The sequence below is a fragment of the Streptomyces sp. BBFR102 genome (assembly GCF_051397025.1).
Taxonomy (GTDB): domain Bacteria; phylum Actinomycetota; class Actinomycetes; order Streptomycetales; family Streptomycetaceae; genus Streptomyces.
In genome coordinates this window covers 5,594,765-5,608,640 of record NZ_CP195757.1, presented here as the reverse complement: position 1 = coordinate 5,608,640, position 13,876 = coordinate 5,594,765, and the positions used below count along the sequence as shown (strand labels likewise).

At 68.2% G+C, this 13,876-nt stretch carries 21 protein-coding genes; 14 read left to right on the top strand and 7 right to left on the bottom strand.

The window, feature by feature from the left end:
• Positions 1–53: 53 nt before the first annotated feature.
• From ACSLIC_RS24735 to nrdJ, 13 genes are all read left to right on the top strand, one after another.
• Positions 54–431 (top strand): hypothetical protein, encoded by a 378-nt coding sequence (locus ACSLIC_RS24735; protein WP_436739905.1) that lies wholly within the window; start codon positions 54–56, stop codon positions 429–431.
• Positions 432–436: 5 nt separating this feature from the next.
• On the top strand, positions 437–565 hold the full coding sequence (locus tag ACSLIC_RS24730; protein ID WP_436740473.1) for a DUF7215 family protein: 129 nt from the start codon (positions 437–439) through the stop codon (positions 563–565).
• Positions 562–1,002: a CHC2 zinc finger domain-containing protein gene (locus ACSLIC_RS24725; protein WP_436739904.1), complete on the top strand. Its 441-nt coding sequence runs from the start codon at positions 562–564 to the stop codon at positions 1,000–1,002. Before ACSLIC_RS24730 ends, ACSLIC_RS24725 begins: the two co-directional genes overlap by 4 nt.
• A 13-nt stretch (positions 1,003–1,015) precedes the next feature.
• Positions 1,016–1,678: a toprim domain-containing protein gene (locus tag ACSLIC_RS24720; protein WP_436739903.1), complete on the top strand. Its 663-nt coding sequence runs from the start codon at positions 1,016–1,018 to the stop codon at positions 1,676–1,678.
• A 4-nt stretch (positions 1,679–1,682) separates the two neighbouring features.
• Positions 1,683–2,036 (top strand): hypothetical protein, encoded by a 354-nt coding sequence (locus tag ACSLIC_RS24715; protein WP_436739902.1) that lies wholly within the window; start codon positions 1,683–1,685, stop codon positions 2,034–2,036.
• Positions 2,033–2,248, top strand: a complete 216-nt coding sequence (locus ACSLIC_RS24710; protein ID WP_436739901.1) for a DUF7187 family protein — start codon at positions 2,033–2,035, stop codon at positions 2,246–2,248. The genes ACSLIC_RS24715 and ACSLIC_RS24710 overlap by 4 nt, the downstream gene beginning before the upstream one ends.
• A complete protein-coding gene (locus tag ACSLIC_RS24705; protein ID WP_436739900.1) occupies positions 2,245–2,424 on the top strand; it encodes a hypothetical protein in 180 nt (59 codons plus the stop codon). Before ACSLIC_RS24710 ends, ACSLIC_RS24705 begins: the two co-directional genes overlap by 4 nt.
• Positions 2,417–2,641, top strand: a complete 225-nt coding sequence (locus tag ACSLIC_RS24700) for a hypothetical protein (protein ID WP_436739899.1) — start codon at positions 2,417–2,419, stop codon at positions 2,639–2,641. The genes ACSLIC_RS24705 and ACSLIC_RS24700 overlap by 8 nt, the downstream gene beginning before the upstream one ends.
• A complete protein-coding gene (locus ACSLIC_RS24695; RefSeq protein WP_436739898.1) occupies positions 2,625–3,827 on the top strand; it encodes a hypothetical protein in 1,203 nt (400 codons plus the stop codon). Before ACSLIC_RS24700 ends, ACSLIC_RS24695 begins: the two co-directional genes overlap by 17 nt.
• The gene (locus ACSLIC_RS24690) at positions 3,824–4,165 is read left to right on the top strand and encodes a hypothetical protein (protein WP_436739897.1); all 342 of its coding nucleotides are present in this window, start codon (positions 3,824–3,826) and stop codon (positions 4,163–4,165) included. Before ACSLIC_RS24695 ends, ACSLIC_RS24690 begins: the two co-directional genes overlap by 4 nt.
• Complete coding sequence (locus ACSLIC_RS24685; RefSeq protein ID WP_436739896.1) at positions 4,162–4,551, top strand: hypothetical protein; 390 nt, start codon at positions 4,162–4,164, stop codon at positions 4,549–4,551. The genes ACSLIC_RS24690 and ACSLIC_RS24685 overlap by 4 nt, the downstream gene beginning before the upstream one ends.
• Positions 4,544–4,918, top strand: coding sequence for a hypothetical protein (locus ACSLIC_RS24680; RefSeq protein ID WP_436739895.1), 375 nt, complete (start codon positions 4,544–4,546; stop codon positions 4,916–4,918). The genes ACSLIC_RS24685 and ACSLIC_RS24680 overlap by 8 nt, the downstream gene beginning before the upstream one ends.
• 77 nt (positions 4,919–4,995) lie before the next feature.
• The gene (nrdJ, locus tag ACSLIC_RS24675; RefSeq protein WP_436739894.1) at positions 4,996–7,092 is read left to right on the top strand and encodes a ribonucleoside-triphosphate reductase, adenosylcobalamin-dependent; all 2,097 of its coding nucleotides are present in this window, start codon (positions 4,996–4,998) and stop codon (positions 7,090–7,092) included.
• Between the two features lie 57 nt (positions 7,093–7,149).
• Here the strand turns inward: nrdJ and ACSLIC_RS24670 are convergent, their stop codons facing one another.
• The 6 genes from ACSLIC_RS24670 to ACSLIC_RS24645 form a co-directional block, all read right to left on the bottom strand.
• Positions 7,150–7,533 carry a hypothetical protein gene (locus ACSLIC_RS24670; protein WP_436739893.1) on the bottom strand — a complete coding sequence of 128 codons (384 nt, stop codon included), beginning with the start codon at positions 7,531–7,533 and terminating at the stop codon, positions 7,150–7,152.
• A gap of 31 nt (positions 7,534–7,564) precedes the next feature.
• The gene (locus tag ACSLIC_RS24665; RefSeq protein ID WP_436739892.1) at positions 7,565–8,455 is read right to left on the bottom strand and encodes a JmjC domain-containing protein; all 891 of its coding nucleotides are present in this window, start codon (positions 8,453–8,455) and stop codon (positions 7,565–7,567) included.
• 66 nt (positions 8,456–8,521) lie between these two features.
• On the bottom strand, positions 8,522–8,752 hold the full coding sequence (locus ACSLIC_RS24660; RefSeq protein WP_436739891.1) for a DUF397 domain-containing protein: 231 nt from the start codon (positions 8,750–8,752) through the stop codon (positions 8,522–8,524).
• Positions 8,753–9,094: 342 nt separating this feature from the next.
• Positions 9,095–9,373 carry a hypothetical protein gene (locus ACSLIC_RS24655; protein WP_436739890.1) on the bottom strand — a complete coding sequence of 93 codons (279 nt, stop codon included), beginning with the start codon at positions 9,371–9,373 and terminating at the stop codon, positions 9,095–9,097.
• Positions 9,374–9,422: 49 nt separating this feature from the next.
• Positions 9,423–10,664, bottom strand: coding sequence for a helix-turn-helix domain-containing protein (locus ACSLIC_RS24650; protein ID WP_436739889.1), 1,242 nt, complete (start codon positions 10,662–10,664; stop codon positions 9,423–9,425).
• A gap of 85 nt (positions 10,665–10,749) precedes the next feature.
• On the bottom strand, positions 10,750–12,177 hold the full coding sequence (locus ACSLIC_RS24645; RefSeq protein WP_436739888.1) for a DUF6421 family protein: 1,428 nt from the start codon (positions 12,175–12,177) through the stop codon (positions 10,750–10,752).
• 363 nt (positions 12,178–12,540) lie between these two features.
• Here ACSLIC_RS24645 and ACSLIC_RS24640 point away from each other — a divergent pair, with 363 nt between their 5' ends.
• The gene (locus ACSLIC_RS24640) at positions 12,541–13,242 is read left to right on the top strand and encodes a glycerophosphodiester phosphodiesterase (RefSeq protein WP_436739887.1); all 702 of its coding nucleotides are present in this window, start codon (positions 12,541–12,543) and stop codon (positions 13,240–13,242) included.
• Here the strand turns inward: ACSLIC_RS24640 and ACSLIC_RS24635 are convergent.
• The gene (locus tag ACSLIC_RS24635; RefSeq protein WP_436739886.1) at positions 13,226–13,777 is read right to left on the bottom strand and encodes a GNAT family N-acetyltransferase; all 552 of its coding nucleotides are present in this window, start codon (positions 13,775–13,777) and stop codon (positions 13,226–13,228) included. The genes ACSLIC_RS24640 and ACSLIC_RS24635 overlap by 17 nt on opposite strands.
• Positions 13,778–13,876: the final 99 nt, after the last annotated feature.

Below are 13,876 nucleotides of genomic sequence, written 5' to 3'. Positions count from 1 at the left end.
GCAGAACTCCCGCCGGGCACTCGCCTGGCTTTACTTGAGAGTAGGTGTGTAAGTTGAGCAACAACATCTCCGCGCGAAACAAGCGCAACAAGCGAGTCGGCGCCCAGTGGGAGACAGACCTCCGCGAGGGACTCCGCAGCGAGGGCTTCGACGTCGAGTCCCTGCGCCTGGCCGGCAAGGAGGACGAGGGCGACATGGTCGTCCGCGAGGGCGGCGGTCGGTACCTGGTGATCGAGGCCAAGAACGCCAAGTTCGAGCCCGGCGTCTTCCTCGGTGAGGCCATCGTCGAGCGCGAGAACTTCGCGAAGCACCGGGGCCTGGACCTGGAGAACGTCGAGTCCATCGTCGTCGTCAAGCGCCGTGGCAAGGGGTGGCGCAAGGCGTTCGTCCTCACGACCGTCGAGGAGTACCTCGGCCTGGACCCGCAGTGAACGCCATGGAGGACGGCATCGCCGCGTTCATCGCCTTCGTCTCCGACCCTGACGGCAACCTGACCGCGATCTTCGACGTCGAGCGCGCCCACGAGGTGGACATGCGCGACATCGACGAGGGGTGGATGCCGTGAGATTCCACCGGATCGACTCTGACCGCTCGGGCGAAGGCTCCGACAGCAAGCCCCTGCTCGACGCAGTCATGCATCACTTTGACGTCGACTTCAACGACCAGCGGAACGCCGGCATGGCGAAGTGCCCGCTCCACGACGACAACACCCCTTCCATGTCCTACAAGCTCGACGAGGGCCTCTGGAATTGCCACTCCTGCGCGAACGGCGGGGACAGCTTCACCCTCATCGAGAAGTACCACGACATGCAGCTCGGCAGGGCGATCGACTTCAAGCAGGCCAAGGCGTACGCCAAGGAGCACGGCCTGGAGGAGGGCGCGGTCGCCAAAGAGACGGGCTACACCAGCCGGTACGGGGGCGGCCGGAAGGCAGCAGGCAAGAAACCCGGACAGAAGCCGGGCGGCGGCTACGTGCCCGCCTGGAAGCGCAGCAAGCAGTAAGGAGGAGAACAGCTTGGCCGAGCACGAACCGCTCACGCCCCTCTCGACATCCCAAAAGGAGATGCTGGAGGAGGCGGTAGCCACCTACCAGAGCCACCTCACCCCGGAGGCTGCGGGCTACCTGATGGCGCGAGGGATCGAGCGGGACGAGGCCCTCGCCTTCCGTCTCGGCATCGTCGCCGACCCCGCCCCTGGACACGAAAAGTACCGGGGGATGCTCGCGATCCCCTACCTCGGGCGCGACGGGCAGCCGCTGACCGTCCGCTTCCGCTGCCTGGCGGAGCACAACCACCGCGACTACTTCCACGGCAAGTACAACACGGTCAAGGACGACATCCCTCGCATGTTCAACGTCGGGGCCGTCCACCGCGCAGGGGACGAGATCCACGTCACCGAGGGTGAGCTCGACGCGATCATCCTGAACAAGCTCGACCTCCCGGCGGTCGCCATCCCCGGCGCCAACATGTGGTTTGGCCGGCATCGGAGGATGCTCGCCGGCTTCAGTCGCGTGTGGACCTGGGCCGACCCTGACGACGCGGGCGCCGAGCTCACCGGCAAGGTCACCCGCGCCCTTCGCTCCGCCAAGGCCGTGCGCCTGAAGGCGGACGTGACCGACACCTACCTCGCACACGGAGCAGAGCACGTGCTCACGCTCACCCAGACCAAGGAGGACTGACCCAGTGGCAGACATCGAGAACGAGACGACCGAGACCCCCAAGGGCAAGCCCGCCCCCCGCAAGAAAGCTCCGGCCCGCAAGCCCGACCCGATGGCGGCCCTCCTCGCCGAGATGCGCGAGGCGACCAGTCACCTCGGCGCCATGCCTACCAAGGACACCCCGCTCGGGCGGCGCAGCAACCACGACGCCCGCGCGACCGCCTGGGCCCGCCACTACGCCAGCGAGCACACAGTCGACGCCTTCCTCCTGTCGCTCACCTTCGAAGCCCTGGCCTGCTACAAGCAGGAGCGGCGCTACGCCCTCCTCCAGCTTGCCGGCGCGGCCCTGGCCCTGGCCGAAGAGCCGGTCGGCGAGTGAGCGCCGAGAACGAGGGCTTCCCCGAGGGGCGGGACGGAGCCGAGGCCACCGAGACCACGCCGGTCATCGACCACTTCGGCGCGGTGAAGCGGGCCGCCTCGATCGTGGGCGACCTGCGCAAGGAGCTGCGCGCGGAGGGCTTCACCAAGGAGGAGACGTTCGAGCTGGTCCAGGTGTACTGGGCCTCGGAGATGGGGGTGTACGACCTTTGATCCTGGAACACGGGAGCCTCGTCCACGTCGAGGACGCGGCCGGCAGGACGGTCCTGGCCGAGTACAACCAGTACAACGGGGAGTACCCCTACCTCTCGTTCTTCGGGACGGAGTGGACGGGGAAGCCCGAGGACTTCCCGCTTGTCGAGGTCGTCAAGGTGGTGCCGCGTGCCTGAGCTCCCCGGCACGCCGGGCCCGACACTGATCGACATCTGGTCGGACCTGGTCGACGAGGAGCGAGAGGCCCTCCTCCCCCACCTGCTCGGCGAGACCTCGGCCGACTGGTTGTCGTCCCTCCTCCGCCTTCACGGGTACGACGTATCCGCCACCACCATCCGTACGTACCGCCGGGCACTCCGGCAGGAAGGAGGCCCCAGTGAGCGAGCTGCTTGACGAACTCCTGGCCAAGCCTGTCGGCCCCACCATCCCGACCCGGACCACCGACCCCGAGAAGGACTTCACCCGGCAGATCGAGGTGAAGGGCGACAGCGCGGACGTGACCGTGCGCGCCGAGACCTTCGAGCAGACCGAGTCCGCCGCGACCGACGTACTGCGAGGCCAGGGGCTCGACCCCGCCGAGTGGACGGTCACCGGCTTCCGCTCCTCGGAGTGGACGATGGCCAACGGGGACACGGGCGTGTCGACCCGCTTCTCCTTCGCCCGCCGTGCAAGTGTGACCGAGGCGGAGCGGCCCCCGCTCGACGAGCTGCTCACCGCGATCGACTCGACACCGATCATCCCGGTGGAAACGGGGCCGCGAGTCTCCGGCTCGCCGCACACCTTCATCGTCGCCCTCGGCGACATGCAGTTCGGCAAGATCGACGGCGACGGAGTCGAGGGCACGCTCCAGCGCGTGATCGACTGCCTCGACGAGGCGGCCGAGCTGCTGAGCCTGTACCGCTACCGGTTCGGCATCCGCCACGTCCACATCGCGTGGCTCGGCGACCACGTCGAGGGCTTCGTCTCACAGGGCGGCGCCAACACCTGGCGCACACAGCTCACGCTCAACGAGCAGATCCGCCTCACCCGTCGCGTCATGCTCCATGCGCTCCTGCTTTTCGCGCCACTGTGTGAGCGCCTGACCATGGCCGCTGTCCCCGGCAACCATGGCGAGGCCGTGAGAATCAACGGCAAGGGCGTGACGCGGTACGACGACAGCCACGACACCGAGTCCCTGATCGCCGTCAAGGACGCCGCCGAGCTCAACCCCGACCGGTTCGGTCACGTCGAGTTCTACGTCCCGGACACGGACGAGCTGGTCGTCGTCGTCGAGTGCTCGGGCACGGTCGTAGGCCACGCGCACGGCCATCAGTGGAGGCCGGGCAAGCACTTCGAGTGGTGGAAGGGCCAGGCGTTCAATCAAGCGTCGCCCATGCATCTGGTGGACCTGCTCCTCGCCGGCCACCTGCACCACGAGTTCGTCGATACGGACGGGTGGCGCACGTTCCTCCAGCCGCCCGCGATGGAGTCCGAGTCGACGTGGTGGCGGCACAGCAAGGGCACGACAGGCGCTCCCGGCCTGGTCGTCGCAGTGACCAAGGACGGGCGCGTCCCCGTGAAGGAGGTAGTCACCCAGTGAACATCATCGAGATCACCAACGCGTACGACACGGCCGAGGAAGCGCGAAGCGACTGGTCCATCATCACCGAGGAGGTGAGCGGCATCGCGCAGCGTGCGGCCCGCAAGGCTGCCGACTCGTACCCGTCCGTGCTGGAGTACGAAGATGCCCACCAGGACGCCCTGATCCTGCTGGCCACCAGGCCGTCACAGGCGAGGGCGGCCCTGAACCTGGGGCCCGGCACTCTGTACCGATGGCTCGGGCAGCGCCTACGCGACGCTCACCTGACCAGGGAGAAGCGCAGCTCGAAGCAGGTCTCGTACGAGGCCAACCTCGAAGCCCTCGGAGAAGGTGCGTGAGCGGGTACAACCGGGCCCTCGTTGAGCAGATCCTCCCGACCGTCTGGGACGTCGAGGTCGCGTACGGGATCAAGCAGGAGGGCGCCCCGGACGCAGACATGCCGAAGGTGAAGGCGAACCCCAAGCAGGCGAACACCCTGTACGCCCACATCGCCGACATCAAGGCGGCCTGGCGGCAGGCCGAGCTGACCGTGGTCGAGCGCCAGTCACTCCTCCTGCGGTACGGACTCGACTACAGCTACATGGAGATCGGCCTCCTGCGAGGCGTACAGAAGTCGGGAGCCCAGCGAGCGACCGAGCGGGCAGTCGGCAAGGTCACGGCCTGGCTGAACGGGGACAAGTACATCGACGGCTACGACCAGTTGGAGGATGAGCAGAGTGAGTGAGGCGCCCCCGGAGGGCATGGTCGATGGCCAGTTCGACTACTACGACGATGCGCGTGAGCTGTACTTCTGGCGCGACGAGGGGGCGAGCAGTGAGGGCCTGATCCTTCATCGCCCGTACACCGAGGACGAGATCGTCGAGAAGGCGAAGCGCCTCCAGCTCGACGGGCTGCGGGCCCAGGCCGACGAGGCGATCCCCTACCTCGACGAGCGGATCGACCTGAGCCTCGCCTTCCTGGACAACACCAACCCCTCGCCCGAGGACGCGGCGGAGCAGATCCGAGTCCTGTCCGACCTGGCCGCGTACAGCGCCGGCACGCTGAAGCGCCTGATCGTGGTGCTCGGCGAGCTGACCGGCCGACCTGTGTAAGTGTCGCTCGGCGGCAGTCCTTCGGGGCTGCCGCCTTGAGGCGGTGAGAGACCCAACTACCCCAGGAGGATTTACCCGTGACTGACGTTCCGTTCGGCCCGACCGGTCAGCTCGTCTACGAGCGCACCTACTCCCGCACGCTGGCCGATGGCTCGAAGGAGACCTGGCCCGACACCGTTCGCCGCGTGGCGGCTGGCAACCTCGCCCTCATCCACGGCGCCGATCAGACGGCCTGGAGCGACGACGTGCGGGCCGAACACGACGAGCTCGTCTCCTACATGGACGAGTTCGCCATCATCCCCGCAGGGCGCCATCTGTGGGCGACGGGGGTGAAGGGCCGGCAGTACCTGTTCAACTGCCATGTCGCGCCGTGGGGCGACAAGCTGTCCCGACACTTCGAGTTCAGCTTCATGCGCCTGATGGAGGGCGGCGGAGTCGGCGGCAACTACAGCTCGAAGTACCTCCAGCCGTTCGGCGCCCCGCGTCGCGAGCTCGACGTCCACGTGGTGTGCGACCCGATGCACCAGGACTACGAGGAGATGCGCGCGGCCGGCCTGTTGTCGACCGAGTACGACTCGGACTGGGCCGGCGCCTTCGAGGTCGAGGACTCCCGCGAGGGATGGGCCGAGGCCCTCGTCGACCTGATCGACACGTTCATGTGCGACGACGGGGTGAAGCACCGCGCTCGCGTCTACGACGTGTCCCGCGTCCGCTGCAAGGGCTCGCGCCTGAAGACGTTCGGGGGTACCGCCTCGGGCCCCGGCCCGTTCGCCCGGATGCTGATCCAGGTCGGCCGCATCCTCTCTCGTTCCGCCGCCGAGGTGGGCGAGTGGGGCGTCGAGCCGCACCTGACCCCCGTCGAGGCGATGGAGATCGACCACGCCATCGCGGAGTGCGTCGTCTCGGGCGGCGTCCGCCGGTCCGCCCGCATGGCAATCGTGAAGTGGAACGACCCCTTCATCGAGGACTTCCTCGACTGCAAGGCGGACGGCTCGAAGCACTGGACGACGAACATCTCCGTCGAGATCGACCAGAACTTCATCGACTACCTGTCCGGCGACAAGCACGACGACTTCGGGCCCGGCGGCAACGAGCTGGCCTGGATGGTCCACCGCAAGGTCGTCGAGGGGATGCTCGGGAACGGCGAGCCCGGCTACTGGAACTCGACCTACTCCAACGAGGGCGAGGTCGGCGAGGTCATCGCGACCAATCCGTGTGGAGAGATCGCCCTGGAGCCGGCCGAGAACTGCAACCTCGGGCACGTGAACCTCGACTACTTCGCGCCGAAGGAGGGTGGCGGCCAGATTGACTACGTCGGCCTCGACCGAGCGCACCGGCTGATGGCCCGCTTCCTGATCCGGGCCACCTTCGGCGACGTGACGGACGCTGAGCAGGCCCGCAAGCTCGCCCGAAACCGGCGAATCGGCGTCGGCCACCTGGGCGTGCAGGGCTTCCTCGCGAAGCAGGGCATCCCCTACTCGCGAGCACCGCTCCACCACAGGTTCCGCGACCTGCTCTGGAGCCTTCGCGACCAGGTGCGAGAAGAGGCCCGCGAGTACGCCTTCCAGCTCCGCATCCCGGAGCCCGTGAAGGTGACCACCGTGGCGCCGACCGGCTCGATCGCGAAGCTCCCCGGAGTGAGCGAGGGCATCCACCCGATCTACGCCCGGCACTTCCTGCGGCGCGTACGGTTCTCGATGACCGACCCAGCCCAGGTGAAGACCGTCATGGAGGCGGAGGCTGCCGACCACCTGGTCGAGGTATGCAAGTACGACCAGTCGGGCAACACGATGGTCGTGGCCTACCCGACGAAGGAGAAGCTCGTCGCCGAGGTCGAGGAGCTGGGCTACCCGGCGAGTCTCGTCGAGTCGGCCGACGAGATCAGCCTGTTCGACATGCTCGCCTTCCAGGCCATGTACCAGAGGGAGTACGCGGACAACGCGGTCAGCTTCACGGTCAACTTCCCGGAGGGGAAGCTGCCTGTCGAGGAAGCGATGAGCACCATCGCGGCGTTCCTGCCGGATCTGAAGGGCACCACCCTGATGCCTGACGGAACGCGCGAGCAGGCCCCGTACGAGCGGATCACCGCTGAGCAGTTCGACTCGTACGAGATCACCTCGGTCGAGGACTCGACGGACGAGGAGTGCGCGGCCGGCGCCTGTCCGGTTCGATGACGGCATGACAAAGACCCCCAGCCGCATGGCTGGGGGTCTTTCGCTGTCCTCCTGGGCCTACTCAGCCCCGTACGGGCAGGTGGGGAAGCCTTGGCGCGGGCACGCGATGAGAGCCCGGGAGACGTACTGCTGAGCCTTCGAGTAGTAGCCGTACACCACGTCGTTCCCCGCCGTCTGCCCCAGGGCGTCCCGCGAATACTGGAGACGCTCCTTCAGCGGGAAGGTCACCTCGTCCAGATGCGGGTTCTCGGACAGCTCGGACTCAAGCCAGTCCACGGCGGGATCGATCTCGTAGAAGGTCTCGACCACGTGCTTCGCGGGCCTCTTCAGCCAGTTCTTGATCTCGATCGGTGGGTAGTTCGCGGGGACTTCTCCGCGCCGGATCATCCCGTCCGCGTAGGACCGGCCGGTGTACGAGTAGGCGTGCCAGTGCTGCTTCACGGCGGCAGCGTAGTCGCGGTGCTGCCCTCCGTTACTGGACACCGACTGCTGCCTTCCGCGCGAGTTCGGCCACTTCCCGGGGCTGCTGGAGGAGCAGTGCGCCCAGGAGGTAGTTCCTGGTCCACTCGATCGCGTCGTCGGGACGGGTGAGCAGGGCAGCCGGCGGGATCTCAGCCCGCAGCGCCGGGTCGACGAGCCCCTGGGCCAGGAGGTCATCGATCATGCGCTCCGCGAGCCAGTGAAACGTGCGCTCCTTCAGCGCGAAGGTGAGATGCAGAGAGGTCTCGTCCCCCACGGTGTGAGGGGAGTGGTTGTAGCCACGCGGTAGCCAGAAGACATCGCCCGGTTCCAGCGTGAACGACTGGTGGGGCGGGGTGTTGGCCAGATGGTGCATCTCGTCGTCCGTGTAGCCCCGTCCGGAGAAGTTCCCGTACTCCAGCGTCGGGTTCTGGACGAAGGGCGGGTGGAGAGGCCATGTCTTCCGGCCGGCGAGCTGCACGATCAGGGTGACGTACGGGTCGTAGTGGTACTTCAGCCCCTGGGCGCCCGCCGGAGTCATGTACGCGTTCACGTGCGCGAGGCAGCCGGTCTCCTGCTGGAGCTCCTGCTGGAGCTTCCGCAGCGCGGGCTTGACCGTCTGAAGCTGGCGGATCGAGACGGTCCCGCCGGTGTCGAGGTGGGCCCGGACTGCTCCGGGGCGGGGCATCTCGCCGTCGATGTAGGTGTGGCGTTCCAGTACCTCGCCATCCTTGACCAGGATGACGTTCCGCGCGGCGAGGCACTCGGCGTCGATCAGGACGTTGACTTCCTCGATCGACAGTAAGTCCGCGAGGGCTCTCGGGTCTCTGCGGAAGAGGACCGGCGTGGTGGGCCAATGCTCCAAAAGCTGAGGCACGTTGTTGACGAGATCGGCAAGGGGCATCGGAGGACTCCTTCTGGGGGACGAGGAAAGGGCCGGCGCGCGGCGGCGCCGGCCCCAAGTGGACCGTCAGGACTTCGCGTTCTGGGCCAGCCAGCCCTTCGCGAAGTTGGTGATCTCCTCGGCGGACATCCGCAGTTCGCGGCCGGCGCCCTCGGGCTTGCTGTCGCCCAGGGAGTAGCCGCCGCCCGCCAGCTCGGCGATGGTGATGCAGCTCTCCATGTTGCCGCTGTTGTCCGTGCCGCCCCCGCAGAACTTCGAGTACGGGCCGGACACCTCTCGGTTGTACAGACTCGCCATTACGCTTCTCCTGTCTCTCTGATGGGACACGGCCCTGCCCTCGGGCGGTCTTCCCGGACAGATCCGGGGGCAGGGTGCCGCCCCTTTGGTGGGGCGGAGTCTGGGTGCCAGCCCTGCCGCCGGGGAAGCGGCGAGGGCTGGCGGACCCTGGGCGAGCGGGACCGGGGGAGGCACGCGCTCACGCAGGGTCGTCTCAGGGGTTCGCCATGAGGTACACGGCGACCAGCACGTAGCCGGTCGAGCCAGCGACCGCGAAGGCGAGAAGAGGCCCGGCGTACCGGGAGAGCCTGCGGCCCGTTCGAACAGCGACACGAAGTAACGCAGGCGCCGGCCGGTTCGAGCTCACAGGCCGAGCCTCGCCATCCGGTTTCGCACACCGTTCCGCGCGCTCAGTTCCTCGCGGGCGGTGGGCGCCTCGATGTGCTCGGGCTTGACCTCCCACTCGCACCCGCCGGCCGGGGGCCGCATCAGGTATCGGCCGGCAACCTCACCCATGAGGACGCCGACCCTGTCCGTGGTCGTGTCCTTCGCCAGGTCGCCGATGCTCGGCTTTCCGCGCTCGTCGTGACCGTCCATGACGAAGAAGCTACGGGGGGCGATGGCGACGGACCAGAGACGCAACGATGCACTCCCGACGACGACCCGTCAGAAGTGCATCGACACGGTGTAGTTACGCGAATACGCCCAGGTGGGCACCCACCTCACGCATCTCTGTGGTGAGGGTGCGGCGCCTCTTCGTGATCTCCTCGAAGGTGATGGCGGCGGAGGACTGGTGCCGGAACCACTCAGGTGCGATCTCGTCGAGGTGTGACAGCTCCTCCATCGCGGCCGTGGCGTCGCCTGTGCGTACGTAGGCGCGGGCCAGGTCGAGCCTGTAGCGGTTGCCGTCGTTGGTGCTGGGCCCACCGAGCTGCTTCCAGGTGCTCTCCTGGAGGGTCGCTTCCTCCTTGGACTTCCGGACCACGGAGTGCGCGTCGCCCTCGATCATGAAGTCCTCCAGCTCCTTCATGGCCGCCGTGACGGGGCCGAACATCGACCAGTGTCGGAGCAGGTTCCGGTGCGTCTTGCCTACCGCCTTCGCTGCGGTGCCGGCTGCCTTACGGAGGGCCTTGGCCTCCCCTGGGCGATTGTTCCGCGCCGCCGCAGCCGCTGCCTCCATCGCAAGGCCGCCCCACGTCGAATACTGGTCGGGCGTAGCTCCCATGATCTTCGGCTCGACGACATCCATTGTCGCGACGGCGATGTCCTCGGCTTCGTCGAAGCGCTCGGTCCGTACCAGCAGCCAGCACATTCCGCCCACTCCGGACGCAGCCACGAGGTTGTCCCCCGCCGCCTTGGCGTCCTCGATCGCACCCCTGGCCGCCACGTGTGCGAGGTCGAACTGCCTGATCTGCGTCAGGTACCGCCCGACCAGGCTCAAGGCTCGCGAGCGGGCCACCAGGGCGTTCGCGCGCTCCTCACCTGAGTCGTAGTAGGACACGGCGTCATTCGTAGCCCGGATGAGCGATGGGAGGTCCGCAGCGATGCTCTGGTAGGTGTCGCTGAAGTAGAGAACGGAGTTGTCGTACGTCATGCGAGTCAGGCGCCGGAGGTCTGGCTCATCGCCTGTCGGCGCACTGGCTGGGGCGAGACTGAGCGCCGGGGAAAGGGCGATCCGGAGATCCCGGAGATTCTGACTGTTCGGGTCTTCGTGCTTCACCGGTTCCGGAGGGCCGGCCGCCATCAGGTCCGAAGTCTTCACTCCGAGAACCCTGGCGAGAGCGTGGAGGGTCTCCATGCGGACCCCGTCATGCCCCTGTTCGATCTTCCGGACCGGGCCGACCGAGAGGCCAGCTCGGTGCGCAAGCTGCTCTTGGCTCAACCCCTTCGCGCGCCGGTATCGCCGGAGGTTGTCCGCGAGTTCGTCTGACATGCGTACACCACCACCCTTCCTCAGCCAGGGTATTCCCTCTCGGGTACGACAAAGCCCCCGCACGAAGCGGGGGCTTGTCGGTCGGTCACCGCTTTGCGGAGCTACCGATCTCGAACTCGAAACTCGAAGGGGTTCCCACGATCCCCTTCGTGGCGGCGATCACACCTTTGAGCTTCTTCTTGAGGGCCTCGTAGAACATGCTCAGGGGGAACTCGTCGGGCAGCACGTCGTCGACGAGCTTGCGCGGCGGGAGGGTGAGGTCGAGGGCGTCGGAACCCTTGGCCCAGCGGGAGGCGGGGTGCGGCGCGAGGTAGGTGGAGACCAGGTCGTACGCGGCGAGCCAGTGGACGAGCTTGGGGCGGTCGATGCCGTCGCGGTACAGCTTCTCTATCTCGCCGCAGAGCTGGTTGGTGATCTGCGGGGCCCGCTCCCAGTCGATGCTGAGCCGGTTGTCGGTCCAGCGGACGACGTCGTGGCGGTGGAGATAGGCGAAGAGGAGCTGGCCGCCGAGGCCGTCGTAGTTCCGGTTGCGCTCGCCGGTGACCGGGAAGCGGAACATGCGGTCGAAGAGGACCGCGTACTGCACGTCGCGGCCCTGCGGGAAGCCGTCCGCCTCCAGCCGCACGGCCTCCTTGAAGGCGGTGAGGTCGCAACGCAGCTCCTCCAGGCCGTACATCCAGAACGGCTGGCGCTGCTTGATCATGAACGGGTCGAAGGGCAGATCGCCGTGGCTGTGCGTGCGGTCGTGCACCAAGTCCCACAGGACGAACGCCTGCTGGCTGCGTTCCTGGTCGGCGACGAGCGCGCGGATGTCATCCGGGAGCTCCAGCCCCAGGATGTCCACGGCGGCCTCGGTGATCTTGCGGAAGCGAGCCGCCTCGCGGTCGCAGAAGATGCCGCCCCAGGTGAAGCGCTCGGGAGCCTCGCGGACGGCGACGGTCTCCGGGAACAGCACGGCCGAGTTGGTGTCGTAGCCGGAGGTGAAGTCCTCGAAGGTGATGCCGCAGAACAGCGGGTTGTCGTAGCGGGTGCGCTCCAGCTCGGCGAGCCAGTCGGGCCAGACCATGCGCAGGACGACGGCCTCGAAGTTGCGGTCGGGGTTGCCGTTCTGCGTGTACATCGGGAAGACGACGAGGTGCTGGAGGCCGTCGGTGCGCCCTGCGGCGGGCTGGAAGGCGAGCAGCGCCCCGAGGAAGTCCGGCACGCCGAAGCCGTCGTCGGCCCAGCGGCGGAGGTCGGCGACGAGCGCGTGGTGGTATGCGGCGTCGTGCGGGAGCAGCGGGGCGAGGGCCTCGACACCGGTGATCACGCGCTCGACGAGGGCGCGGACCGCCTCCTGGGCGGGCGCCTGGTCGGCGGTGAGATCGACGGAGCCGTCGGCCTGCTGGAGTGCGCGCAGTTCCTCGACGGCCTCCTTGAGCAGCGGCCAGGCGGGGTCGTCCACGACGCGGGGAGCCCGGTCGGTGGACGTCTGCCCCTCCCGCTCGGCGCCCTGCGCAAGAATTTCCGTCATGCCTCGTACCTCCCGGGAAGAACTTCACGTACGGCTCACCGTAGGCAGACACCTCACGTCAGCACAAGAGATCTCGAAAGATACTGCGGTCAGATGCCTTGATCGCCGCTGTTTTTCCTGTCACCGACCCGGTTGCGGAAGGCGGGTCCCTCCTTCCGCCCTCCGGGTGACAGCTCCAGCGTGGCCCCGGTCGGCCCTCGGCGCACGTCAAGCCGGAGGCGACGCCCCGCCCACGTCCGGACGGACCGGCCGCGCGGCCCCTGTCCTGCGGTTCGCCGCCGGTCAGGGCTGGCTAGGCTTCGGGGCGACGCCGCGTACGCATGCGGGTGCCGCGGCACAGCCGTCGACGAAACGAGCGGAATCTTGAACTTCCTCACCATCGGCCACCGGGGCGCCATGGGCCACGAGCCGGAGAACACCCTGCGGTCCTTCGTCAGGGCCGAGCGGGCAGGCGTCGACCTGATCGAACTCGACCTCCACCTGAGCAAGGACGGCGCGCTGGTCGTCATGCACGACGCGAAGGTGGACCGGACCACCGACGGCCGCGGCCCGATCGCCGAGAAGACCCTCGCCGAGCTGCGGGAGCTGGACGCGGGCCAGGGGGAGCGCGTCCCGGTCTTCGAGGAGGTGCTGGAGGCCGTCGGCGCCCCGCTCCAGGCGGAGATCAAGGACGTGGCGGCGGCCCGGGCGCTGGCCGAGGTGCTCGCCGAGCGACGGCTGACCGACCGGGTGGAGGTCATCTCCTTCCACGACGAGGCCCTCGCCGAGACCTCCCGGCTGCTGCCCGGCGTCCGGACCGCGCTGGTGGCGAGCCGCTACGGCACCGACGTGGTGGACCGGGCGCGGGCCGTCGGAGCCACCGCCCTCGTCCTCAACCTGCGGCGCCTCACGTTGGAGATCGCCCAGCGCGCCCACGAGGCCGGTCTGAGGTTCTTCACCTGGACGGTCAACACCGAGGAACAGCTGCGGCTGGCCCTCGCCTTCGGTGCGGACGGGGTCACCACCGACCTCCCGGAGATCAAGGAGGCCGCGGCGCGGCTGCGCGGGGTCAGCCGATCGGCTTGACCAGCAGCTCGAAGGCCAGGTCGTCGCGGAGCGGCAGGCCGAAGCGCTCGTCGCCGTACGGGAACGGCGTGGTCTCACCGGTGCGCCGGTAGCCGCGCCGCTCGTACCAGGCGATCAGTTCCCCGCGCGCGGAGATCACCGTCATGTGCATGGCCCGTACGCCCCAGCTCCCGGCGGCCAGGCGCTCCGCCTCCGCGATGACCCGCCGGCCCACTCCCCCGCCCTGGAGGCCGGGGAGGACGGCGAACATTCCGAAGTAGGCGTGGTCGCCTCGGTGGGCGAGCTGGCAGCAGGCGACCAGTCCGCCGTCCCGCTCGGCCATCAGCAGGCGGCTGCCCTCGGTCCGGATGACACCCAGGACGTCCTGGGTGTCGGTCCGCTGCCCTTCGAGCAGGTCGGCCTCGGTGGTCCACCCGCTCCGGCTGGACTCGCCCCGGTACGCCGACTCCACCAGCGCCACCAGCTGCTCCACGTCGGCCTCGGTGGCATCGCGGTAGAGCAGTTCTCCGGCTACGGGGGCGGGCACGGTGTCCATGGAGCGGCCTTTCGTGGGTGGGCGGGGCGCACGCCGCAGGCGGGCACGGCCGAGGGTAACCCGCTCCTGGGGCGGCCCGGCGAGTGGTCCGGCACGTGG